We start from the raw sequence: 21,801 nt of genomic DNA on the forward strand, positions 1-21,801 counted from the left end.
TGCGCCGAACCGAGCGCCCGCTGCGGGGCTTTGGAGAATGGGGAGCTTCAGATGCGTCGGATATCGAGACTGACCCGCGCCGCGGTGGGGGTCGCGTCGCTCGCGCTCGCCGCCACGGCCTGCGGCGGCACCAGCAGCGAGAGCGACAGCGGCGACGAGGGCACCAAGGACGACAAGGGCCTCGCCATCGCCTACGACATCGGCGGCAAGGGCGACCAGTCCTTCAACGACGCCGCGTACGCCGGACTGGAGCAGGCGAAGAAGGAGTTCGGCTACACGACCGCCGACATCGAGCCCACCGAGGGCGAGACCGACGCCGACAAGGAGCAGCGGCTGTCCTCGCTGGCGAAGCAGGGCTACAACCCGGTCATCGGCGTCGGATTCGCCTACGCCCCGGCGATGAAGGCCGTCGCGGAGAAGTACCCGGACACCACCTTCGGCATCGTGGACTCCGTGGTCGACGCCAAGAACGTGGCCTCCCTGGTCTTCGCCGAGAACGAGGCCTCCTACCTCGCCGGTGTCGCCGCGGCCAAGGCCACCAAGAGCAAGACGGTCGGCTTCGTCGGCGGCGTGGACATTCCGCTGATCCACAAGTTCGAGGCCGGCTACGAGCAGGGCGTCAAGGACACCGACCCGAAGGTCGAGGTGGTCTCGCAGTACCTGACGCAGACCGCGGAGGACGGCGGCTTCTCCAGCCCGGACAAGGGCCGCGCCGCAGCCGAGGGCCAGATCGAGAAGAAGGCCGACGTCGTCTACCAGGCGGCCGGGCTGTCCGGCCAGGGCGTGATCGAGGCCGCCGCGAAGGCGAAGGTCTGGGCGATCGGCGTCGACTCCGACCAGTACCAGCAGGAAGCGCTCGCGGCGTACAAGGACCACATCCTGACCTCCGCCCTCAAGGACATCGACGGCGCGGTGTTCGCCCTGGCCAAGTCGGTCGAGGACGGCAAGCCGCTGACCGGCACCCACACCTTCGACCTCGAGTCCGACGGTGTCGGCCTGTCCGACGCCAACCCGAAGTACGCCGAGGTCCCGGGTCTGACGGACGCCGTGGCCGAGGCCAAGGAGGGCATCACCTCGGGCTCCATCAAGGTGAGGACGGAGTAGCACCGAGCGCCACCGGCCTCGTACAGAAGTCGCACAGAACCGGACGAAGCGGGCGGGCACCCGAAGTGCCCGCCCGCTTCGGCGTGCCGTGACCGGGAGAGAGGGCGTCACCCTCCGCCATCCTCCGTTCGCGTCCGGCAAGCCCCGCGCCCCCGTTCGCCGCGCCTTGCTCACGGGCGGATAACAAGAAGGACAGAAGGGGTTTTCAGGCAGGTCTACGCGCGTTAATCTGCGGCGAAGCCAGCGCCGTAGCCGAACCGTCCGGCGCTTTGTACGACAGGAGCACCAGACATGCGCCGGATTTCCCGGATCACGGTCGCAGGCGCAGCGACCGCCTCCCTGGCCCTCGCCCTCGCCGCCTGCGGTGGCACCTCGACCTCCTCCGGCTCGTCGGAGTCCAAGGGCGACAAGGGACTCGCCATCGCCTACGACGTCGGTGGCAAGGGCGACCAGTCCTTCAACGACGCCGCCTACGCGGGCCTGGAGCAGGCGAAGAAGGAGTTCGGCTACGAGACGGCCGACGTCGAGCCCACCGACGGCGAGACCGACGCCGACAAGGAGCAGCGCCTCGTCTCGCTGGCCAAGCAGGGCCACAACCCGGTCATCGGCGTCGGCTACGCGTACGCCGCCGCGCTGAAGAGCGCCGCCGAGAAGTACCCGGACACCACCTTCGGCATCGTGGACGACGCCACGATCGAGGCGAAGAACGTGGCCGACCTCGTCTTCAACGAGGAGCAGGCCTCCTACCTCGCCGGTGTCGCCGCAGCCAAGAGCACCAAGACCAACACGGTCGGCTTCGTGGGCGGCGTGGACATCCCGCTGATCCACAAGTTCCAGGCCGGCTACGAGCAGGGCGTCAAGGACACCGACCCGAAGGTCAAGGTGATCTCGCAGTACCTGACGCAGACCGCGGAGGACGGCGGCTTCTCCAGCCCCGACAAGGGCAAGACCGCCGCCGAGGGCCAGATCGAGAAGAAGGCCGACGTCGTCTTCGCGGCGGCCGGTCTCTCCGGTCAGGGCGTGATCGAGGCCGCGGCCGCCAACAAGGTCTGGGCGATCGGTGTCGACTCCGACCAGTACAAGCAGGACGCCCTCGCGAAGTACAAGGACCACATTCTGACTTCGGCCACGAAGGACGTCGCCAAGGCGGTGTACAACCTCGCGAAGTCGGTCGAGGACGGCAAGCCCGAGACCGGTATCGTTCGGGGCGATCTGAAGTCCGGCGAGGTCGGCCTTTCGGACTCCAACCCGAAGTTCGCGGACAACGCCGAGCTCCAGGCAGCGATCAAGGCGGCCAAGGACAAGATCGTCAGCGGCGAGATCAAGGTCAAGAGCAGCTGAGCAGCCTCACCAGCAGCACCAGCACCAGCAGCACCAGCAACACCTCGAACCGCGTGTAACCGCGCCGGTTGCACCCGCCCGGCGGGGTACGGGGAGGAAGCCTCTGAGCCCTCTCTCCGTACCCCGTCGTGTGTCGATGTGCCGCCGCCGCTTTAGATGCCGTAGGGGCGCTACGCGCGTAGACGGCCCCCGTCACCAGGAGAGTGCGCCATCAACGCGTCCAGCAGCCCTCCGGCCGGAGCGGCGGTCAACGAATCGGTGACCGCCGTCGAACTCGCCGGGATCACCAAGCGTTTCCCCGGTGTCGTGGCCAACCACGACATCCACCTGACCGTCCGCAAGGGCACCGTCCACGCCCTCGTCGGCGAGAACGGCGCCGGCAAGTCGACCCTGATGAAGATCCTCTACGGCATGCAGAAGCCGGACGAGGGCACCATCGCGATCGACGGCGAGCAGGTCGCCTTCTCGTCGCCCGCCGACGCCATCGTCCGCGGCATCGGCATGGTCCACCAGCACTTCATGCTCGCCGACAACCTCACCGTCCTGGAGAACGTGGTCCTCGGCAGCGAGAAGCTGTACGGCATCGGCGCCAAGGCCCGCCGGAAGATCAACGAGATCTCCGAGCGGTACGGCCTCGGCGTGCGCCCCGACGTCCTCGTCGAGGAACTCGGCGTCGCCGCCCGTCAGCGCGTGGAGATCCTCAAGGTCCTCTACCGCGGCGCCCGCACGCTGATCCTCGACGAGCCGACCGCGGTCCTGGTGCCGCAGGAGGTCGACGCGCTCTTCGACAACCTGCGCGAGCTCAAGGCCGAGGGCCTGTCCGTCATCTTCATCTCGCACAAGCTGGGCGAGGTCCTCTCCGTCGCCGACGAGATCACCGTCATCCGGCGCGGTACGACGGTCGGTACCGCCGTCCCCGCCGAGACGACGCCGCGCCAGCTCGCCGAGCTGATGGTGGGCAGCGAGCTGCCCACCCCGCAGACCGCCGAGTCCACGGTCACCGACCGCCCGGTCCTCACCGTCGACACGCTGCGCCTCGCGGCCCCCGGCGGCAAGGCCCTGCTGGACGACATCTCCTTCACCATCCACGCCGGCGAGGTGCTGGGCATCGCCGGCGTCGAGGGCAACGGCCAGACCGAACTGGTCGACGCCCTCATCGGCCTGCGGCACGCCGACTTTGGCACCATCCGCTTCCTCGACGAGGACATCACCGCGCTGCCCACCCGCAAGCGCCGCGAGCAGGGCGTCGGCTACATCCCCGAGGACCGCCACCGCCACGGCCTGCTCCTGGAGTCCCCGCTCTGGGAGAACCGCATCCTCGGCCACGTCACCGAGAGGCCCAACAGCAAGGGCGTCTGGCTGGACCCCAAGGGCTCCCAGGAGGACACCCGCCGCATCGTCGAGACGTACGACGTCCGCACCCCCGGCATCGACGTCACCGCCGCCTCGCTCTCCGGTGGCAACCAGCAGAAGCTGATCGTCGGCCGGGAGATGAGCCACAAGCCGCGCTTCCTCATCGCCGCCCACCCCACCCGTGGCGTGGACGTCGGCGCGCAGGCCGCCATCTGGGACCACATCCGCGAGGCGCGCCGCGAGGGACTCGCCGTCCTGCTGATCTCCGCCGACCTGGACGAGCTGATCGGCCTGTCCGACACCCTCCGGGTGATCTACGACGGCAGGCTGGTCGCGGACGCCGACCCGGCCACCATCACCCCCGAGGAGCTGGGCTCGGCGATGACCGGCGCCGCCTCCGGACACCTCGAACACGAAGAGAACCCCGAGACCCCGGCCGACGCCGGCCAGGGTGCGGAAGACGAGGCCCGCTGATGAAGAAGTTCGACAAGGAGCGCGTGCTCCTCGCGGTGGCCGGCCCGGTCATCGCGCTCGCCGTGGCCTTCGCGCTCAGCGCGATCGTCCTGATCGCCTCGGGCAAGAACCCGGTCGAACCGTTCGCCCTGATGTTCGAGCAGGCCGGATTCTCCGACATCCAGGTCCTGATCATCAACCAGGCGTCGATGTACTACATCGCGGCCCTCGCGGTGGCCGTCGGCTTCCGGATGAACCTGTTCAACATCGGCGTCGACGGCCAGTACCAGCTCGCCGCCATGGCGGCCGCGATCGTCGGCGCCCACGCCAGCCTCCCGGCCGCCCTCCAGATCCCGCTCCTCCTCCTGACCGCCGTCCTCACCGGTGCCTTCTGGTCCGGCATCGCCGGCGTACTCAAGATCACCCGCGGTGTCAGCGAAGTCGTCGCGACGATCATGCTCAACTCCATCGCCACCGCCGTCATCGGCTACCTGTGGCTGCCGGACGTCTTCGGCGTCAAGATCGGCAACAACAACACCACCGGCGAGATGCACGAGTCCGGCTGGATCCCCGGCATCGACATGGGCGCGGCCGGTGAGGTCTACGGCCTGGTGATCCTCGCCGTCCTCCTCGGCATCGGCTACTGGGTCGTCCTCAACCGCACCCGCTTCGGCTTCGACCTGCGCGCCTCCGGCGCCTCCGAGTCCGCCGCCGCGGCCAGCGGCGTCAATCCCAAGCGCATGGTGCTCACCGCGATGCTGCTCTCCGGCGGCCTCGCCGGACTCGCGGGCCTGCCCATCCTGCTCGGCGACACCCACACCTACAGCCTCAACTTCCCCACCGGCATCGGCTTCCTCGGCATCGGCATCGCCCTGCTCGGCCGCAACAGCCCGGTCGGCATCGCCTTCGCCGCCCTGCTGTGGGCCTGGCTCGACAAGGCCTCGCCCGAGCTGGACTTCCACGGCTACGACAAGGAGATCGCGGTCATCATGCAGGGCCTGATCGTCCTCTCCGTCGTCGTCTCCTACGAGGCCGTCCGCGAGTGGGGCCTGCGCCGCCAGCAGCGCCGCGTCGGCGCGGAGCTGGCCGCCGGTCACGTCCTCGGCGCCACCGACAACACCAAGAAGGAGGTGGCTGGCCGATGACCGCCCCGACCTCTGCGACCGACGTCAACCAGCCCTCGCTGCAGCCCGCGGCGCCGACCGGCCGCCGGATCTCGCTGCCCGTCCTGCTGCTGATCATCGCCGGTGCCCTGGCACTGACCTCCATCGTCCGCCTCATCACCGGCGCCAACGGCATCACCAACGTCAGCCAGATGTCCACCGCGCTCCAGCTCGCCGTGCCGATCGGCCTCGCCGGTCTCGGCGGCCTGTGGGCCGAACGCGCGGGCGTCGTCAACATCGGCCTCGAGGGCATGCTGATCCTCGGCACCTGGTTCGGTGCCTGGGCCGGCTTCCAGTGGGGCCCGTGGACCGGCGTCCTGATGGGCATCGTCGGCGGCGCCCTCGGCGGCCTGCTGCACGCCATCGTCACGATCACCTTCAACGTCAACCACATCGTCTCCGGTGTGGCCATCAACATCCTCGCCCTCGGCGCCACCCGCTACCTCGCCCCGCTCGCCTTCGAGGGCCACCAGGGCGGCTCGGCCAAGCAGTCCCCGCCGGTCGACTCGCTGGGCCACTTCACGGTGCCAGGGCTCTCCGACGCCCTGGAGAGCCTCAACGACCGGCACTGGTTCTTCGTCTCGGACATCGCCGGCCTGCTCGGCGGCCTGGTCACCGACGTCTCCTGGCTCACCCTGATCGCCGTCGCCCTGATCCCCGCCAGCTGGTACATCCTGTGGCGCACCCCGTTCGGCCTCCGCCTGCGCTCCTGCGGCGAGAACCCGATCGCGGCCGAGTCCCTCGGCGTCAACGTCTACAAGTACAAGTACCTCGCCGTGATCATCTCCGGCGGCCTGGCCGGCCTCGGCGGCGTCTTCCTCTCCATCGTGGCCAACCCCTTCTACCTGGAGGGCCAGACCAGCGGCCGCGGCTACATCGGCCTCGCCGCGATGATCTTCGGCAACTGGATGCCGGGCGGCCTCGCCATCGGCGCCGGCCTCTTCGGCTACACCGACAGCCTCAACCTGCGCGGCGGCTCCGCCAACGTGCACGCCCTGCTGCTGCTCGGCGCACTGCTGCTGGTCGCCGGCGCCATCTGGCTCGCGGTCCGCAAGAAGTACGTCAAGGCCGCGATCACCGTGGTGATCGGCGCCCTGGTCTTCGCCTGGTACGCCACCACCGACGACGTCCCCAACCAGGTCGTCTCCGCCACGCCGTACGTCGTCACCCTCGTCGTCCTCGCACTGTCCGCACAGCGCCTGCGGATGCCGAGGGCGAACGGCATGCAGTACCGGAAGGGACAGGGCAAATGACCGACGTCGACTGGGGCGCGCTGCGCACGGCGGCCCGCGAGGCCATGGCCCACGCCTACGCCCCGTACTCCGGGTACGCCGTCGGCGCCGCCGCCCTGGTCGACGACGGCCGCACCGTCACCGGCTGCAACGTCGAGAACGCCAGCTACGGCATCGGCCTGTGCGCCGAGTGCGGGCTCGTCTCCCAGCTCCAGCTCACCGGCGGCGGCCGGCTGACGCACTTCGCCTGCGTCGACGGCCACGGCGAGACCCTCGTCCCGTGCGGCCGCTGCCGACAGCTGCTGTACGAGTTCGGGGGCCCCGGGATGCTGCTGGAGACCCCTGCAGGGATCGTCCCCCTGTCGGAGATGCTCCCGCAGGCCTTCGGCCCCGACCACCTCACCAAGCAGCTCCCGTAATGCCGTACTCCCGTAATCCCCGTTAGGAAGGGCCAGCCATGGCCATGGACGTCATCTCCGTCATCCGCACCAAGCGGGACCGCGGCGAACTCAGCGCCGAGCAGATCGACTGGGTCATCGACGCGTACACGCGCGGCGCGGTGGCCGACGAGCAGATGTCGTCGCTCGCGATGGCGATCCTGCTCAACGGCATGAACCGTGGTGAGATCGCCCGCTGGACCGCCGCGATGATCGCCTCCGGCGAGCGCATGGAATTCTCGTCCCTGTCCCGTCCGACCGCCGACAAGCACTCCACGGGCGGCGTCGGCGACAAGATCACCCTGCCGCTCGCCCCGCTGGTCGCGGCCTGCGGCGCGGCCGTCCCGCAGCTCTCCGGCCGCGGCCTCGGCCACACCGGCGGCACCCTGGACAAGCTGGAGTCGATCCCCGGCTGGCGCGCGCTCCTGTCCAACGAGGAGATGCTGAACGTCCTGGACGGAGTCGGCGCGGTGATCTGCGCGGCCGGCGACGGCCTCGCCCCCGCCGACAAGAAGCTGTACGCCCTCCGGGACGTCACGGGCACGGTCGAGGCGATCCCGCTGATCGCCTCCTCCATCATGTCCAAGAAGATCGCCGAGGGCACCGGCTCCCTGGTCCTGGACGTGAAGGTGGGCAGCGGCGCCTTCATGAAGACCATCGAGGACGCGCGGGAGCTGGCGTCGACGATGGTCGGCCTCGGCACCGACCACGGCGTGAAGACGGTCGCGCTCCTCACGGACATGGCCACCCCCCTCGGCCTCACGGCGGGCAACGCCCTGGAGGTCCGCGAGTCGGTCGAGGTCCTGGCCGGCGGCGGCCCCTCCGACGTCGTCGAGCTGACGCTCGCCCTGGCCCGCGAGATGCTCGACGCGGCGGGCCTGAAGGACGCCGACCCCGCGAAGGCGCTGGCCGACGGTTCGGCGATGGACGTCTGGCGCCGCATGATCGCGGCCCAGGGCGGCGACCCCGACGCGGCCCTGCCCACCTCGAAGGAACAGCACGTCGTCAAGGCGGGTGCCTCCGGCGTCCTGACCCGCCTCGACGCCTACGACATCGGCGTCGCCGCCTGGCGCCTGGGCGCGGGCCGCGCCCGCAAGGAGGACCCGGTGCAGGCCGCCGCGGGCGTCGAGCTCCACGCCAAGCCGGGTGACACGGTCACCGAGGGCCAGCCCCTCCTGACCCTCCACACCGACACCCCGGACCGCTTCGAGTACGCGCTCGCCGCCGTGGAGGGCTCGTACGACGTCGCCCCGGCGGGTACGGACTTCACGGCGTCGCCGGTGGTGCTGGAACGCATCGCCTGATCAGGGGTTTTCCCATACGGGTGAACGGGACCGGTGGACCTGCACCGGTCCCGTTCGGCATGCTGGACTCGGTGACGCACCGATTGGAGACACCGCCATGAGCGCACTCAGTGCCGAGCCGACCCCCGGAGGGGCGGGCTGGGAGGAGGTCGTCCGTGTCCTGGAGGAGACGGACGCTCCGGAGGGCAGCAAGGTGGAGATCATCGAAGGGATCGTCACCGTGGCGCCTCCGCCGTCCGAAGCACACAACGACACCGCCGAGCTGTTGCAACTGAGTCTCTACACCGCCGTTCCAGAGGGATGTGGCGTCTACCAGACCCTGGGCCTGGGGGTCCCGGAGACGGCGGGGGTCTTCCAGCCTGATCTGTGCGTTGTGCCCAGGGTGGCGTTGCGACAGGGCAGGAGAGTGCATGCGAGTGAGGCGGAGCTGGTGGTGGAGGTGACCTCTCGCAGCAACGCCAACCATGACCGGATCAAGAAGGTCAGGGGGTACGCCCGTGCTGGCGCCCCCTTCTACCTTCTCCTGGATCCCTGGCACAGCGGATGCCCGACGGCCACGCTTTACGGAGTGCCCGAGGATGGCACCTATCGCGTCCTGGCATCGGTGGAATACGGCGAGAAGCTGACTTTGCCGAACCCCTTCGACCTGGAGATCGACACCGGAGTCTTTCCCACGAGCTGAGCCGCCCTCACCCCAGAACCGCCGCCACCCCCACCAGCACCGGCACCGAAACCACCGTCGACACCAGAATCGCGTCCCGCGCCAGCCGCTCGCCCACCCCGTACGTCGACGCGTACGTGTACAGGTTCTGCGCCGCGGGCAGCGCCGACGTCACCACCACGTCGAGCAGGTGCGCGCCCCGCAGCCCGAACACCCCGTACGCCAGCGTCCAGGCCACCGCCGGCTGCCCCACCGTCTTCAACGCCACCGCGAGCAGCACGGGCCGCCGTTCCACGCCACGCAGCGGCATCGTGGAGCCGCACAGGCCGATACCGAAGGCCAGCAGGACCGCCGGGACCGACATGTTGCCGATCAGGGTCACCGGGTCCATGACCGGGTCGGGTACGCGCAGACCGCTCGCGGCGACCGCGACCCCGGCCAGCGAGCCCAGCGCTATCGGATTGCGCAGCGGTGTCAGCAGCACCCGCCACAGGGGAACCTTGCCGCCCCCTTGCGACAGGTCCAGGACCGTCACCGCGACCGGTGTGACCAGCACCAGCTGGAACAGCAGCACCGGCGCCACCAGCGAGGCGTCGCCCAGGACGTACACGGCGATCGGGATGCCGAGGTTGCCGGAGTTCACGTAGCCGGAGCACAGGGCGCCGATCGTCGTCCGGCCCACGCCCCAGCCCCGTACGACACCCACCGCGACGAAGACCCCGGCCACGGCGGCCGTGGACAGCGCCGTGACCAGGAGCCGGCTGGAGAAGACCACCGACAGGTCGGCCGTCGCCAGTGTGGTGAACAGCAGGGCCGGCGAGGCCACGTGGAAGGCGAGTCTGGTCAGTACCTCGCGGCCCTGGGGACCGAGGTGGCCCCGCAGACCCAGCACATAGCCGACGGCGATGACGACCGCGATGACCGCGAAGCCGGTCAGCACCCCCTGCACGGCACCTCCCCGCCGAGCGGGCGGACGTGGGACGGCATGGCGCGGGGAGGGGATAGGTGGGGCATGCGGCAAACCCTCCGGGGGAGGGCACGCGCACGTCAATGTGATCTCTGACGGCGGGCACCGATGAGTTCCCGGACCACCCCGGGTCTACCGCACGTGGACGCCGTGACACCCGCCGTACTCGTGCTGCCCGGGCCTGTCTCCCGAGGGGAGACACCCCGGCTCTGCGACGAGGTGCGCGCGCTGATGGAAAGCACCCGGGCCGGGGTGGTCGTCTGCGACGTCGGCGGGCTGGGACCGCCGGGGCTCGCCGTCGTCGACCTGCTGGCCCGCCTGGAGCTCACCGCCCGGCGGGCCGGGGGCCGGATCCGGCTGCGCGACCCCGATCCCGCCCTGCACGCCCTACTGGACCTCGTCGGCCTCCGCTTCGAGACGGAGCGGCAGGTCGAACAGCGGGAACCACCGCTTGGTGTCCAGGAAGCAGTGGAACCCGGTGATGCGGCCCTCTGAGATCTCCAGCACCTGGACCGCCCACGGCGCGAAGCCGCCCGCCTCCTCGTCCGGCTTGTAGTGCGCGAAGGCCGGCAGTCCGTTGGCCTCGACCGGCACCAGCCGCGAGTTCGCGCACGCCGCGCCGAGCGTCGTCATGAAACCGGTGATGTCCGCCGAACCGGACAGCCACAGGTCGAACGGCGGCATCGTCATGACCGCGTCCTCGTGGAGCAGCGCCGTCAACGCCGTCATGTCATAGCCCTCGAAGGCGGCTACGTAGCGCTCCAGGAGCTTCTGCTGCTTCTCGTCCAGTGGGTCGGACACCGCCGCGCCGTCGCCTGTCTCCTCCCGCTCGGCGAGGGTCGCGCGGGCGCGCTGGAGGGCGCTGTTGACGGAGGCGACCGTGGTGCCGAGCAGCTCGGCGACCTCGCTCGCCTTCCACGCCAGCACCTCGCGCAGGATCAGCACCGCCCGCTGCTTGGGCGGCAGCTGCTGGAGGGCGGCCATGAAGGCGAGCCGCACCGACTCCTTGGCGATCGCGGCCTCGGCCGGGTCGGCGGTCGAGGGCAGTACGCGGGCGTCGGGCATCGGCTCCAGCCAGGTGTTGTCCGGTCGGGGGGACAGGGCGGCCCGGGCGAGCGGCGTCGCGTCCGTGAGGTCCATCGGGCGGGCCCGCTTGTTGCCCGCGGTCAGCATGTCCAGGCAGACGTTGGTCGCGATGCGGTAGAGCCAGGAACGGAGACTGGAGCGGCCCTCGAACTTGTCGTAGCTCCGCCAGGCGCGGACCAGGGTGTCCTGGACCGCGTCCTCGGCCTCGAAGGAGGAGCCGAGCATCCGGTAGCAGTATCCCGTCAGCTCCACCCGGTGCTTCTCCAGCGCGGATTCCAGCTCCGTCGTCACGGTGCCGTTGGTCATCGTCCACCCACCCCTGTGGCGTACCCTCGTGCGCGTCTTCGCGCCTCGCACTTCGGAAGCTACCGCAGGGGACTGACAATGGCCTGTGCAGTCGGGAAAGGCGCAGGTCAGCGGGACAGGCTCAGGGCCCGCACCGGCCTGTCCGGGGCCTGTCGGCGCGCCGCGAGCGAGCCGAGCCCCGTGATCGCCACGACGCCCACCACCGCCAGCAGCCCGACCCCGACCGTCCCGGCCCAGCCGCCGGAGTGGAAGGCCACCGCGCCCACCGTGCTGCCCGCGCTGGAGCCGACGTAGTAGGCGGACTGGTACAGGGCCGAGGCCTGGGCGCGGCCGTGCTGGGCGGTCTTGCCGACCGCCGAGGACGCCACCGCGTGCCCGGCGAAGAAGCCCGCCGTGATCAGGACCAGGCCCAGCAGGACCAGCGGCAGGGACGGGGCGAGGGACAGCAGCAGGCCCGCCGCCGTCGTACCGCCGCCCAGGTACAGCGCCCCGCGGCGGCCGAGGCGGCCCACCAGGCGGCCCGCCGTCGACGCCGAGACCGTGCCGACCAGGTAGACCAGGAAGATCGAGCCGATGAGACCCTGCGGCAGGGAGAAGGGCGCCTCCGCCAGGCGGTAGCCGATCACCGTGTACACGCCGCCGAACACCGTCATGAACAGCGCGCCGATCGCGTACAGGCGGCGCAGCAGCGGGTCGGCGAGGTGGTCGCGGACCGTGCGGAGCAGGACGCGCGGGCGCAGCGAGCCCGGCGTGAAGTGCCTCGGCGCCGGCAGCAGCATCCGGAAGGCCACCGCGCACGCCACCGCGACCAGGCCGATCACGCCGACGGCGACCCGCCAGCCCCACTCCTGGGCGACCCAGCCGGTGATGACCCGGCCGCTCATCCCGCCGACGCTGTTGCCCGCGACGAACAGGCCGATCGCGGTGACCAGCGCCCGCGGCCGCACCTCCTCCGCGAGGTACGCCGTCGCCGAGGCGGGCAGCCCGGCCAGCGCCGCGCCCTGTACGGCGCGCAGCGCGACGAGCGCCGGCAGCGAGGGGGCGAAGGGGACCAGCAGCCCGACGGTCACCGCGACCGCCAGCGATCCCGTCATGACCGTACGGCGTCCGAAGCGCTCCGACAGCGCGCTCATCGGCAGCACGAACACCGCGAGGCCACCGGTCGCGGCGGCCACCGTCCAGCTCGCGTCGCTCGCGGTGACGCCCAGGTCGCCCGAGATGAGCGGCAGCAGGGCCTGGGTGGAGTAGAGGAGCGCGAAGGTGGCGACGCCCGCCAGGAACAGGGCGAGGCTCATCCGGCGGTAGCCGGGCCCGCCGGGGGCCATACGCGAGTCGGGGGCGCCCGGGGCACCGGGGGCGTCGGAGGCGGAGACGGATGCAGCGGCGTCCACGGTGGTGGACGCCCCGGTATCGGCGGGAGTCATGCTGCGACGGTACGAAGACCGTGACTCATCCGTCCAATGCATGGAATGGCCATAATCGTTCCCATGGTGCATCAGCAAAGCTCACAGGCTCGCCTGTCACCTTCCGGTGACACGGAAGACATCGTCGCGCTGCTCGCGCCCCGGCTCGCGCACTTCGCCGGCGTGGCCCGCACCGAGCACGTCACCCGGGCCGCCCAGGAGATGAACGTCCCCCAGTCGACGCTCTCCCGTGCCCTCGTCCGCCTCGAGGAGGACCTGGGCGTCGACCTGTTCGTGCGCCGGGGCCGCACCCTCGCGCTGACCGTCGCCGGACGTACCTTCCTGGGCTCCGTCGAACGCGCCCTCGCCGAGGTGGAGCGCGCCGCCGACGAGGTCCGCGCGGACGCCGACCCGGCCACCGGCAAGGTCGCCTTCGGCTTCCTGCACACCATGGGCGCCGAGACCGTCCCCGGACTGCTGCACGCCTTCCGCGCCGACCACCCCCGGGTCCGCTTCAGCCTCGTCCAGAACTACGGCGAGGCCATGCTGGAGCGGCTGCGTGCCGGCGAACTCGACCTCTGCCTGACCTCCCCTGTCCCGGACGCCCCCGACCTGGTCGCCCGCCGCCTCGACGAGCAGAAGCTGCGGCTGGTCGTGCCGGCCGACCACTCCCTGGCCGGGCGCAGGCGCATCCGGCTCGCCGAGGCCGCCGAGGAGGTCTTCGTGACCCTGGAGCCCGGCTACGGCCTGCGCCGCATCACCGACGCCCTGTGCAAGGAGGCCGGTTTCCGGCCCAGGGTGGCCTTCGAGGGGGAGGAGGCGGAGACACTCCGCGGCCTGGTCGCGGCAGGCCTCGGCGTCGCCCTGCTGCCGCCGCCCGCCGTGCCCCGTCCCGGCGTGGTCGAACTGACGGTCACGGCCCCGCGCGCGGCCCGCGAGATCGGCGTGGCCTGGCTGGCGGGGCGTACGGACACGCCCCCGGTGGCGGCCTTCAAGAAGTTCCTGCTGTCCCGGCGGGGCCACCTGCTCCCGTCCTGACCCCGGCCGCCCCGACCCGACGCCGCGGTCTCTACCGCCGCCGCAACGACTTCCCGAACCCCACCGCCAACGGCATCCGCAGCCCCAGCGGCGGGGGAGCGGCCAGCGCGTCCTCCACCGGCCGCGAGAACGACTGCCCGAACAGCACGCCCCTCACGAAGTCCTCGGCCAGCGCGGCGACCTCCTCCCGATGGTGCCGCAAGCCGTGGCCGTCGGAGTGGACTTCGAACCGGCACACGGCACGGTTCGTCTTCTTCGCCCGGGAGGCCAGCCGGAACGACAGCTCCGGATCGCTGCGCTCGTCGTTCGTGCCGTGCACGATCAGCACCTGGCGCCCGGCGAGCTGCTTCACCGGTTCGGGCGGTGCGGCCATGTCCTCGTCGGGCAGCCAAGGAGCGATCGCGAGTATCGAGTTGACGGCCTCGTGCCCGCCCGCGCGCAGCGCCGCACGCCCGCCCATGTCGGTGCCGACCAGGCACACGGGGACGTCGCCGTAGCGCCGTACGGCCTCGTCGGCGGCCCACTCGGCGTCCCGGGCGAGGTGGGCCTCGGTGCCGTTCCAGCCGCGGTAGCGGTAGTGCACGACGTGCGTGGCCAGGCCCTCGTCCCGCCCCGCGCGCGCGAGCCGGCGCCCCAGCGTACGGACGGACGCCGCCGCGAGCAGCGGAGAGGGTCTGCGGCTGGAGACCTCGTCGCCACCGGGCAGCAGCAGCACCACACCGCTCACCGCCGTCCCCTGCGGACCGAGCGTTCGCCCCAGCCGGGCCCGACGGACCGGCGTCGCTTGCTGTGACATGGCAGAAGATTCTCAGAAGACCGGGGGTCCGCCACCCGTCCTCGCGGTCACCGTTACATTCCGGCGGATCCGTACACCGGGCCGCACGCCTTGTGAACGCCCTCGGGTTCGCGCGTCCACGGGTGTTCCCGCGCATTCACCCGGTGTTCTACGCGCGTAGGAGTTAGGGTGCGGAAATGACGAGCCAGAGCACCGCGCAGACCGCCGCGAAGACGGCCGCTCAGACCTCCGCGCAGGCGGCCGCTCGGACCGCCGCGGAGAACACCGCGAAGAACACGGCCAAGGACACCGCGAGGACGCCGACGCCGGACCAGATCCGCCGGGCGCCGAAAGTTCTGCTGCACGACCATCTCGACGGCGGCCTGCGTCCCGGCACGGTCGTCGAACTCGCCCGGGCCACCGGCTGCTCCGGCCTCCCCGAGACCGACGCCGACCGGCTCGGCGCCTGGTTCCGGCAGGCCGCCGACTCCGGGTCGCTGGAGCGGTACCTGGAGACCTTCTCCCACACCGTCGGCGTCATGCAGACCCGCGACGCGCTGGTCCGGGTCGCCGCCGAGTGCGCCGAGGACCTCGCCGAGGACGGCGTCGTCTACGCCGAGGTGCGGTACGCCCCCGAGCAGCACCTGGAGGGCGGGCTCAGCCTCGAAGAGGTCGTCGAGGCCGTGAACGAGGGCTTCCGGCTGGGCGAGCGCCGGGCGCGGGACGACGGCCACCGCATCCGCGTCGGCGCCCTGCTCACCGCCATGCGGCACGCCGCGCGCTCGCTGGAGATCGCCGAACTCGCCAACCGCTACCGCGATCTCGGCGTCGTCGGCTTCGACATCGCGGGCGCCGAGGCCGGGTACCCGCCCACCCGGCACCTGGACGCCTTCGAGTACCTCAAGCGGGAGAACAACCACTTCACGATCCACGCCGGCGAGGCCTTCGGGCTGCCGTCCATCTGGCAGGCCCTGCAATGGTGCGGCGCCGACCGGCTCGGGCACGGGGTGCGCATCATCGACGACATCAAGGTCCACGAGGACGGCACGGTCGAACTCGGGCGGCTCGCCTCGTACGTCCGGGACAAGCGCGTCCCGCTGGAGCTGTGCCCCAGTTCCAACCTGCAGACCGGGGCGGCGGACTCGTACGCCGAGCACCCCATCGGGCTGCTGCGCCGGCTGCACTTCCGTGCCACCGTCAACACGGACAACCGGCTGATGTCCCACACCGGTATGAGCCGGGAATTCGAGCACCTTGTCGACGCGTTCGGCTACACGCTCGACGACATCCAGTGGTTCTCCGTCAATGCGATGAAATCAGCGTTCATTCCTTTCGATGAACGACTGGCCATGATCAATGACGTGATCAAGCCCGGATATGCCGAGCTGAAATCCGAATGGCTGTTCCGGCAGACGGCTTCGACCAGCGGTTCTTCGGAGAGTGCGGGTTGATCGGGAGGCTACGGTAATACGGAAATGCGGATGGGCTTTCACAATCCGTCCGCATTTCAATGTTTGCCGCGGGAGGTGTCGCGTGTTTACGTTCAAGGACCGCTCACATCCCCGTCATCCCATTTCGAGGACGCATTTCATGAAGCAGTCTGCTGTCAAGACCCTCGGTGTCGCCGCCCTCGGTGCCGCCTTCGCCGCCGTCGGCGCGGGCGCGGCCACCGCGGCACCGGAACTCCCGGACACCACCCAGGCCGTGGACTCCGTCGCCCGGACCCTCCCCGTGGAGACCGTCTCCGAGGTGGCCCCCCTCGCGGGCAACGTGCTGTCGCAGGCCGGCGACGTCTCCGGCACGGGTCTGACCGCCGCGCCGCCGTTCGTCGAGCAGGTGGTCGCCGAGCAGCTGTCCGACGCTCCGGTCGCCGGCCTGCTCGGTGGCCTGCCGGCCCAGGGACTGGGCGTGAACGGCATCCCGCTCGGCGGCTGAGCCCGCCCCTCCCCAGGCGCGCGCCGACGGGGCGCACCCGGCGACACCGGGGGCGCCCCGTCGGCGTACCGGAGGGCGAGAGGGCCAGAGGACCAGAGGGGCGGCGGGGCGGCGGGGAGGAGGATCACCGGGACCCGCGACGGCCCGTCACCATGCCGTACGGGCGGCCTTCTCCTCGGACGGCAGCAGGATCCACAGGGCGAGGTAGAGCAGGAACTGCGGGCCGGGCAGCAGGCAGGAGACGACGAAGATCGTCCGCATCGTGGTGGTGGAGGTGCCGAAGCGCCGGGCCAGCGCGGCGCACACTCCGCCGATCATGCGGCCGTGGGTGGGGCGGGCGAGGCGGGACATCGCGGCTCCTTCGTGAGCGTGTGGGCGGGGCTGCCGTTCGGCTTCCCCTTCATCTGCCCTCCACGCTACGGAGACGAACGGAACAAAGCGTCGCTCTACGGGGCGATACCGACCCTGGGAATCGTCGGGGTCCGACCCTGAGTGGGCTCCTCCTGAGGTGCGGCCTCCCCCTCGCCCCGCTCGGACCTGCGACGGAGCCGGGCCCGGCCCGCGGGGACGAGGGCCAGGTGGGCCAGGGCCACGCCCGCAGTGTTCAGCAGGAGCGAGTCGACGTCGACGACCTGACCGGGCACCCCGGTCTGCAGCAGCTCGATGCCCAGCGACAGCAGGGCACCCGCGGCCATGGTGCGCAGCAGGGAGGCCAGCGGCGAGACGGCCAGCCGGCCGCCCGCCATCGGCAGCAGGACCCCCAGCGGCGCCAGCAGCGCGAGCGACCCGCCGAGAGCACGTGCCGCCGCGGGCCAGCCGAGCGCCAGATCGGCGCGGATCCCGTCGAACGGGTGCACGTTGGGCGGCAGCACCCAGGGGACGTCGAGCGGTCGCAGCGTGTACCAGGCGACGAACGCGAGATGTGCGACCAGGAGAACACTTCCTGTCACACGGATGCGGAGCGCGGCGCTGCCGCCGAGAAACCCATGACGCTGCACGTCCCCCTAGACGCGGGCGCCGCCGCACTCGGTTCCGGCCTCTCCCCCGCAAGGGTGAGGCTTGCGCCACATGGCCCACGCGGACCTCGGTGCCGGCGCCCGTCAGCCCCGCGTCGCCGGCCGTTGACCACCGGATGTCAGCCGTCGGCCGTCAGCCGTCCGTGACCTCGCTGGACGGCGGCTCGTTGCTGCCCGGCCGGGCTCGGACCTCGTCCGTGCAGACGTAGCGGCGCGCGGGCCGGTCGGCCGGACCGGCCAGCACGACCGAGTCGTCGCCCTCGGCCGCGGCCGAGTCGGAGAAGGTGCAGACGACCTGCGCGAGGGCGTAGGAGGTGAGGTCGCCGGGGTCGACGCCGAGGCGCAGCGCGTCCTCGGGATCGCCGGACCGCGGCCCCGCCACGGTGATCCCGCGGCCCACGTCCGTGGTGTACCCGGCCTCGTTCTCCGCGGCCGACGGCGGTGCCGTGAGCTGGTTCAGGAGCCCCTCGGCCACCAGCACCCGCCGCTCGGAGTCCGCCGCGCCGTCCGGCACCCGTACCGTCCGGTCCACGGCCGCCAGCGACGAGCCGCACAGCAGGAACACCCGCACCGGAACGCCGGGCGCGGCCTGCGTCGACACGTCCGGTCCGGCCGGCGAGCAGCGCACCCGCGAGGGCGCGGGACCGTAGTCCGTGGGCACCTCCGTGGCGCGGATGCCACACCCGGCGAGCAGCGCGGCCAGCACTACGAGCCCGGGGAGTGCCGGCAGGCGGCGTACGGTCATCAGACCTGTCCCTTCGCGTCCTTGCCCGTGCTCTCGTCACCCGAGTCACCCGAAACACCCGAGGCAGCCGAGTCACCCGAAACACCCGAGGCAGCCGAGTCACCTGAGACACCCGAGTCGACCCTGGCGCTCCCGGTGCCCCCGGCGTCCCCGGCCTCCTCGGAGTCCTCGTCCGCCGGCGGGTCCTGCGGCAGCCGCAGCGTGAACACCGCACCCCCCTCGGGGCAGTTCTCGGCGGTGATCCCACCGCCGTGGATGTGCGCGTTCTCCAGGGCGATGGACAGGCCGAGCCCGCTGCCCTCGGAGCGCGGCCGGGACGCGCTCGCCTTGTAGAAGCGGTCGAAGACGTGCGGCAGGACGTCCTCGGGGATTCCGGGCCCGTGGTCCCGCACCCGGATGACCACCTCGTCGTCCGCCCGCGCCACCGACACCCGCACCGGCGACCCGCCGTGCTTGAGCGCGTTGCCGATCAGGTTGGCGAGGATGACGTCCAGGCGGCGCGGATCGATACGGGCGTGGATGCCGCGCTCGGCGTCGAGGTCGACGGCGTCCAGCCAGGCGCGGGCGTCGATGCAGGCGGTGATCTGGTCGGCGACGTCGACGTCGTCCAGGACCAGCCGGGCGGTGCCCGCGTCGAAGCGGGTGACCTCCATCAGGTTCTCCACGAGGTCGTTCAGCCGCCGCGTCTCGCTGACCACCAGCCGCACGGCGGGCTCGACCATCGGGTCGAAACTCCCGCCCTCGAACTCCAGCTCCTCCTCCAGCACCTCCGTGACGGCGGTGATCGCCGTCAGCGGGGTACGCAGCTCATGGCTCATGTCCGCCACGAAGCGCCGAGAGGCCTGCTCCCGGCCGGCCATGTCCGCGACCCGCTTCTCCAGCGCCTCGGCGGCGCTGTTGAACGTGCGGGAGAGATCGGCCAGTTCGTCGGTACCGGACACCCGCAGCCGGGTGTCGAGCTTCCCCTCGCCGAGGCGGCGCGCCGCGACCCCGAGCCGGTGCACCGGCTTCAGCACGGTCGTCGCCAGTGCCTGCGCGAGCAGCGCGGAGCCGAGCAGGGCGAGCGCGGTGGCGATCCCCAGCGACCAGGCGAGCGAGTTCAGGTCCTTGGCCTCCGGTTCCAGCGACTTGAGCATGTAGCCGGTCGGCCCGCCGCCGATCACCTTGGTGCCGGCCACGAGTTGCGGGGTGTCGTCCTCGGTGATCCGCTGCCAGTACAGGTGGTACGGGTGCTCGTTGGCCTTGGTGACCTTCTGCTCCTTGTTCACCGCCGTACGCAGCGACTCGGGCACGTCGGACAGCGAGAAGCCGTCCAGGCCGCCGGAACTGCCGTACACGGTCTCGCCGTCGGCGTTCTCGGCGACCAGCAGCACGCTGAACCGCTGGCCGCTGCCCGCCATCTGCCCCGCGGCGTGCTGCAACTCGTCCTGGGTGGGGTGCTCGGGCAGCGCGCCCGCCCGGTTCTGCATCTCCTGCTCGAAGCCGCGCAGCACGGCGTCCTGGGTACGGGTGAGCACCGCCTCCCGGTTCAGCCAGTAGGCGATGCCGGACGCGGACACGGCGGCGGTGAGCGCGACAAGACCGAAGACGAGGACCAGCCGCAGGCGCAGGCTGGTGAAGCGCAGCCAGGACCAGACTCCCTTGCGAGCCGCGGCCCAGCCGCGTGCACCCCCCTGGTGTTCCTTCGTCACTGAGGCGGATCCAGCCGGTAGCCGACACCCCGCACGGTACGGATCAGGGTCGGGGACGACGGCACGTCCTCGACCTTGGCGCGCAGCCGCTGCACGCAGGCGTCCACCAGCCGGGAGTCGCCGAGGTAGTCGTGCTCCCACACCAGCCGCAGCAACTGCTGCCGGGACAGCGCCTGGCCCGGCCGCCGGCTCAGTTCGAGGAGGAGCCGCAGCTCGGTCGGCGTGAGCTGGAGGTCCTCGCCGTTCTTCGTGACGGTCATCGCCGACCGGTCGATGACCAGGCTGCCGAAGCTCGCCGAGTCGGTCGACTCCCGTTCCCCGCGCCGTAGCACGGCCCGGATCCGGGCGTCCAGCACCCGGCCCTGGACAGGTTTGACGACATAGTCGTCGGCGCCCGACTCGAGACCGACGACCACGTCGATGTCGTCGTTGCGCGCGGTCAGCAGGATGATCGGCAGCTGGTCGGTGCGCCGGATGCGACGGCACACCTCGAAACCGTCGATGCCGGGCAGCATCACGTCCAGCACGATCAGGTCCGGCCGCTGCTCGCGCAACAGCTTCAGACCGTCCTCACCGCTCGCAGCGGTGGCCACCCGGTGGCCCTGGCGGGTCAGGGAGAGCTCCAGGGCCGTACGGATGGCGTCGTCGTCCTCGATCAGCAACAGGGAAGGCACGGGCTCATTCTGGCCCATGGAGGGGGTGCGGATCGACCGGTGGGTCCGGTTGGGGCCCCGCCACGCCGCCGGACCCTGTGAAGGAACGGTGGTACAGCCGTGACGGACCCCTGTGACAGCTCTGTGACAGTCGGCGGACACGGCCATGAAGTCACCGGGGCAAGCTTTTGGTCACAGGCAACACGGCGAGTCGCGACACAGCAGGCAGAGCAGGCAGAGCACGTCGCGGTACGGCAGGCCGAACACCGGAAGTCCACGGACGGGGGCGCGAGATGAACACGCTGAAGGGCACCAGCACCAGCGCAGTGGTCACGCGTCTGCACGACGTGCACGCACACCGGGGTTCCGAGAAGTCCGGTGCGGTGAGCGGGCGGGGGTGCGCTCGCGGCACCGGACGACAGCACACCGCCTACATGGCGGTGGTCGACACGCGTCAGGGGGAGACGCACGGGGGGCCGGCGTACGGGGAGGACTCGGGGGAGCGCCGTTCCCTGTCGGAGGCGGAGTTCACCGCCTACGTCCAGGAGCGCCGCGCCTCCCTGTACGCCACCGCCTACCACCTCACCGGTGACCGCTTCGAGGCCGAGGACCTGCTGCAGAGCGCGCTGTTCTCGACGTACCGGGCGTGGGACCGGATCAGTGACAAGGCGGCGGTCGGCGGATACCTCCGCCGCACGATGACCAACCTGCACATCAGCGCCTGGCGGCGCCGCAAGCTCAACGAGTACCCGACCGAGGAACTGCCGGAGACGGCGGGCGACACGGACGCGATGCGCGGCACCGAGCTGCGTACGGTCCTGTGGCAGGCGCTGACCCGGCTCCCCGAACTCCAGCGCACCATGCTGGTCCTGCGCTACTACGAGGGCCGCACGGACCCGGAGATCGCGGACATCCTCGACATCAGTGTCGGCACGGTCAAGTCCAGCATCTGGCGGTCGCTCCGCCGGCTGCGCGAGGACGAGGTCCTCAGCTTCGGCCGTGACCGGGAGGACGCCTTCGGCGAGTTGGTCGCCTGAAGGCCGGGGGGGAACCGGGGGTCCGGGGGGACTCGCGGAAAAAAGTACGAGCCAGGGTGTATCAGGGGGAGGATCCCGGGCTCTTACTCACGGGGAAGCAC

The 21,801-nt window shown here is 71.1% G+C and carries 22 protein-coding genes; 13 read left to right on the plus strand and 9 right to left on the minus strand.

The window, feature by feature from the left end:
- The first annotated feature begins 51 nt into the window (after window positions 1-51).
- The 8 genes from ACH4NX_RS10745 (at window position 52) to ACH4NX_RS10780 (ending at window position 9,069) form a co-directional block, all read left to right on the plus strand.
- Complete coding sequence (locus ACH4NX_RS10745; RefSeq protein ID WP_351397602.1) at window positions 52-1,104, plus strand: BMP family ABC transporter substrate-binding protein; 1,053 nt, start codon at window positions 52-54, stop codon at window positions 1,102-1,104.
- A 291-nt stretch (window positions 1,105-1,395) separates the two neighbouring features.
- Window positions 1,396-2,445 carry a BMP family protein gene (locus ACH4NX_RS10750; protein ID WP_398127942.1) on the plus strand — a complete coding sequence of 350 codons (1,050 nt, stop codon included), beginning with the start codon at window positions 1,396-1,398 and terminating at the stop codon, window positions 2,443-2,445.
- 258 nt (window positions 2,446-2,703) lie between these two features.
- On the plus strand, window positions 2,704-4,272 hold the full coding sequence (locus ACH4NX_RS10755; protein ID WP_351397596.1) for an ABC transporter ATP-binding protein: 1,569 nt from the start codon (window positions 2,704-2,706) through the stop codon (window positions 4,270-4,272).
- Entirely contained in the window at window positions 4,272-5,396 is a 1,125-nt protein-coding gene (locus tag ACH4NX_RS10760) for an ABC transporter permease (protein ID WP_351397593.1), read from the plus strand. The genes ACH4NX_RS10755 and ACH4NX_RS10760 overlap by 1 nt, the downstream gene beginning before the upstream one ends.
- Entirely contained in the window at window positions 5,393-6,667 is a 1,275-nt protein-coding gene (locus ACH4NX_RS10765) for an ABC transporter permease (RefSeq protein WP_398127941.1), read from the plus strand. The genes ACH4NX_RS10760 and ACH4NX_RS10765 overlap by 4 nt, the downstream gene beginning before the upstream one ends.
- Entirely contained in the window at window positions 6,664-7,065 is a 402-nt protein-coding gene (locus tag ACH4NX_RS10770) for a cytidine deaminase (RefSeq protein WP_398127940.1), read from the plus strand. The genes ACH4NX_RS10765 and ACH4NX_RS10770 overlap by 4 nt, the downstream gene beginning before the upstream one ends.
- Window positions 7,066-7,103: 38 nt before the next feature.
- Window positions 7,104-8,387: a thymidine phosphorylase gene (locus ACH4NX_RS10775; protein WP_351397585.1), complete on the plus strand. Its 1,284-nt coding sequence runs from the start codon at window positions 7,104-7,106 to the stop codon at window positions 8,385-8,387.
- A gap of 97 nt (window positions 8,388-8,484) precedes the next feature.
- On the plus strand, window positions 8,485-9,069 hold the full coding sequence (locus ACH4NX_RS10780; RefSeq protein WP_398127939.1) for a Uma2 family endonuclease: 585 nt from the start codon (window positions 8,485-8,487) through the stop codon (window positions 9,067-9,069).
- 7 nt (window positions 9,070-9,076) lie between these two features.
- On the opposite strand, the gene ACH4NX_RS10785 is transcribed toward ACH4NX_RS10780, so the two are convergent.
- The gene (locus tag ACH4NX_RS10785; RefSeq protein WP_351397580.1) at window positions 9,077-9,997 is read right to left on the minus strand and encodes an AEC family transporter; all 921 of its coding nucleotides are present in this window, start codon (window positions 9,995-9,997) and stop codon (window positions 9,077-9,079) included.
- Between the two features lie 126 nt (window positions 9,998-10,123).
- Between ACH4NX_RS10785 and ACH4NX_RS10790 the strand changes: the two genes are divergently transcribed.
- On the plus strand, window positions 10,124-10,510 hold the full coding sequence (locus ACH4NX_RS10790) for an STAS domain-containing protein (RefSeq protein ID WP_351397578.1): 387 nt from the start codon (window positions 10,124-10,126) through the stop codon (window positions 10,508-10,510).
- Here the strand turns inward: ACH4NX_RS10790 and ACH4NX_RS10795 are convergent.
- Together ACH4NX_RS10795 and ACH4NX_RS10800 are read right to left on the minus strand one after the other, a co-directional pair.
- Window positions 10,403-11,407 (minus strand): sigma-70 family RNA polymerase sigma factor, encoded by a 1,005-nt coding sequence (locus ACH4NX_RS10795; RefSeq protein ID WP_351397575.1) that lies wholly within the window; start codon window positions 11,405-11,407, stop codon window positions 10,403-10,405. The two genes, ACH4NX_RS10790 and ACH4NX_RS10795, sit on opposite strands and share 108 nt — an antisense overlap.
- 107 nt (window positions 11,408-11,514) lie before the next feature.
- The gene (locus tag ACH4NX_RS10800; protein ID WP_398127938.1) at window positions 11,515-12,831 is read right to left on the minus strand and encodes an MFS transporter; all 1,317 of its coding nucleotides are present in this window, start codon (window positions 12,829-12,831) and stop codon (window positions 11,515-11,517) included.
- Between the two features lie 63 nt (window positions 12,832-12,894).
- Here ACH4NX_RS10800 and ACH4NX_RS10805 point away from each other — a divergent pair, with 63 nt between their 5' ends.
- Entirely contained in the window at window positions 12,895-13,848 is a 954-nt protein-coding gene (locus ACH4NX_RS10805; protein ID WP_351397569.1) for a LysR family transcriptional regulator, read from the plus strand.
- Window positions 13,849-13,879: 31 nt separating this feature from the next.
- Here the strand turns inward: ACH4NX_RS10805 and ACH4NX_RS10810 are convergent, their stop codons facing one another.
- Window positions 13,880-14,644, minus strand: coding sequence for an alpha/beta hydrolase (locus ACH4NX_RS10810; RefSeq protein ID WP_398127937.1), 765 nt, complete (start codon window positions 14,642-14,644; stop codon window positions 13,880-13,882).
- A 176-nt stretch (window positions 14,645-14,820) separates the two neighbouring features.
- Here ACH4NX_RS10810 and ACH4NX_RS10815 point away from each other — a divergent pair, with 176 nt between their 5' ends.
- Window positions 14,821-16,074 (plus strand): adenosine deaminase, encoded by a 1,254-nt coding sequence (locus tag ACH4NX_RS10815; RefSeq protein ID WP_398127936.1) that lies wholly within the window; start codon window positions 14,821-14,823, stop codon window positions 16,072-16,074.
- 139 nt (window positions 16,075-16,213) lie between these two features.
- Window positions 16,214-16,558: an ATP-binding protein gene (locus tag ACH4NX_RS10820; RefSeq protein ID WP_351397561.1), complete on the plus strand. Its 345-nt coding sequence runs from the start codon at window positions 16,214-16,216 to the stop codon at window positions 16,556-16,558.
- A gap of 147 nt (window positions 16,559-16,705) precedes the next feature.
- Here the strand turns inward: ACH4NX_RS10820 and ACH4NX_RS10825 are convergent, their stop codons facing one another.
- The 5 genes from ACH4NX_RS10825 to afsQ1 form a co-directional block, all read right to left on the minus strand.
- Window positions 16,706-16,909: a PspC domain-containing protein gene (locus ACH4NX_RS10825; RefSeq protein WP_351397558.1), complete on the minus strand. Its 204-nt coding sequence runs from the start codon at window positions 16,907-16,909 to the stop codon at window positions 16,706-16,708.
- Between the two features lie 95 nt (window positions 16,910-17,004).
- Window positions 17,005-17,556, minus strand: coding sequence for a VanZ family protein (locus ACH4NX_RS10830; RefSeq protein ID WP_351397556.1), 552 nt, complete (start codon window positions 17,554-17,556; stop codon window positions 17,005-17,007).
- 151 nt (window positions 17,557-17,707) lie between these two features.
- Window positions 17,708-18,319 (minus strand): hypothetical protein, encoded by a 612-nt coding sequence (locus ACH4NX_RS10835; RefSeq protein WP_351397553.1) that lies wholly within the window; start codon window positions 18,317-18,319, stop codon window positions 17,708-17,710.
- Complete coding sequence (locus tag ACH4NX_RS10840; protein ID WP_398127935.1) at window positions 18,319-20,010, minus strand: ATP-binding protein; 1,692 nt, start codon at window positions 20,008-20,010, stop codon at window positions 18,319-18,321. The genes ACH4NX_RS10835 and ACH4NX_RS10840 overlap by 1 nt, the downstream gene beginning before the upstream one ends.
- A complete protein-coding gene (afsQ1, locus tag ACH4NX_RS10845) occupies window positions 20,007-20,684 on the minus strand; it encodes a two-component system response regulator AfsQ1 (RefSeq protein WP_003974066.1) in 678 nt (225 codons plus the stop codon). The genes ACH4NX_RS10840 and afsQ1 overlap by 4 nt, the downstream gene beginning before the upstream one ends.
- A gap of 272 nt (window positions 20,685-20,956) precedes the next feature.
- Between afsQ1 and ACH4NX_RS10850 the strand changes: the two genes are divergently transcribed.
- Window positions 20,957-21,700, plus strand: coding sequence for a SigE family RNA polymerase sigma factor (locus tag ACH4NX_RS10850; protein WP_398127934.1), 744 nt, complete (start codon window positions 20,957-20,959; stop codon window positions 21,698-21,700).
- The last annotated feature ends 101 nt before the right edge of the window (window positions 21,701-21,801 follow it).

It is taken from the genome of Streptomyces sp. NPDC017225 (assembly GCF_044331465.1).
In the GTDB taxonomy this organism is placed as follows: domain Bacteria; phylum Actinomycetota; class Actinomycetes; order Streptomycetales; family Streptomycetaceae; genus Streptomyces.

Coding starts and splice junctions, on each gene's coding strand:
- ACH4NX_RS10820 (WP_351397561.1), top strand. CDS start 16,214: ATGAAGCAGTCTGCTGTCAAGACCCTCGGTGTCGCCGCCCTCGGTGCC.
- ACH4NX_RS10745 (WP_351397602.1), top strand. CDS start 52: ATGCGTCGGATATCGAGACTGACCCGCGCCGCGGTGGGGGTCGCGTCG.
- ACH4NX_RS10800 (WP_398127938.1), bottom strand. CDS start 12,831: ATGACTCCCGCCGATACCGGGGCGTCCACCACCGTGGACGCCGCTGCA.
- ACH4NX_RS10815 (WP_398127936.1), top strand. CDS start 14,821: ATGACGAGCCAGAGCACCGCGCAGACCGCCGCGAAGACGGCCGCTCAG.
- ACH4NX_RS10750 (WP_398127942.1), top strand. CDS start 1,396: ATGCGCCGGATTTCCCGGATCACGGTCGCAGGCGCAGCGACCGCCTCC.
- ACH4NX_RS10790 (WP_351397578.1), top strand. CDS start 10,124: ATGAGTTCCCGGACCACCCCGGGTCTACCGCACGTGGACGCCGTGACA.
- ACH4NX_RS10770 (WP_398127940.1), top strand. CDS start 6,664: ATGACCGACGTCGACTGGGGCGCGCTGCGCACGGCGGCCCGCGAGGCC.
- ACH4NX_RS10810 (WP_398127937.1), bottom strand. CDS start 14,644: ATGTCACAGCAAGCGACGCCGGTCCGTCGGGCCCGGCTGGGGCGAACG.
- ACH4NX_RS10850 (WP_398127934.1), top strand. CDS start 20,957: ATGAACACGCTGAAGGGCACCAGCACCAGCGCAGTGGTCACGCGTCTG.
- ACH4NX_RS10835 (WP_351397553.1), bottom strand. CDS start 18,319: ATGACCGTACGCCGCCTGCCGGCACTCCCCGGGCTCGTAGTGCTGGCC.
- ACH4NX_RS10765 (WP_398127941.1), top strand. CDS start 5,393: ATGACCGCCCCGACCTCTGCGACCGACGTCAACCAGCCCTCGCTGCAG.
- ACH4NX_RS10825 (WP_351397558.1), bottom strand. CDS start 16,909: ATGTCCCGCCTCGCCCGCCCCACCCACGGCCGCATGATCGGCGGAGTG.
- ACH4NX_RS10775 (WP_351397585.1), top strand. CDS start 7,104: ATGGCCATGGACGTCATCTCCGTCATCCGCACCAAGCGGGACCGCGGC.
- ACH4NX_RS10805 (WP_351397569.1), top strand. CDS start 12,895: ATGGTGCATCAGCAAAGCTCACAGGCTCGCCTGTCACCTTCCGGTGAC.
- ACH4NX_RS10780 (WP_398127939.1), top strand. CDS start 8,485: ATGAGCGCACTCAGTGCCGAGCCGACCCCCGGAGGGGCGGGCTGGGAG.
- ACH4NX_RS10760 (WP_351397593.1), top strand. CDS start 4,272: ATGAAGAAGTTCGACAAGGAGCGCGTGCTCCTCGCGGTGGCCGGCCCG.
- ACH4NX_RS10795 (WP_351397575.1), bottom strand. CDS start 11,407: ATGACCAACGGCACCGTGACGACGGAGCTGGAATCCGCGCTGGAGAAG.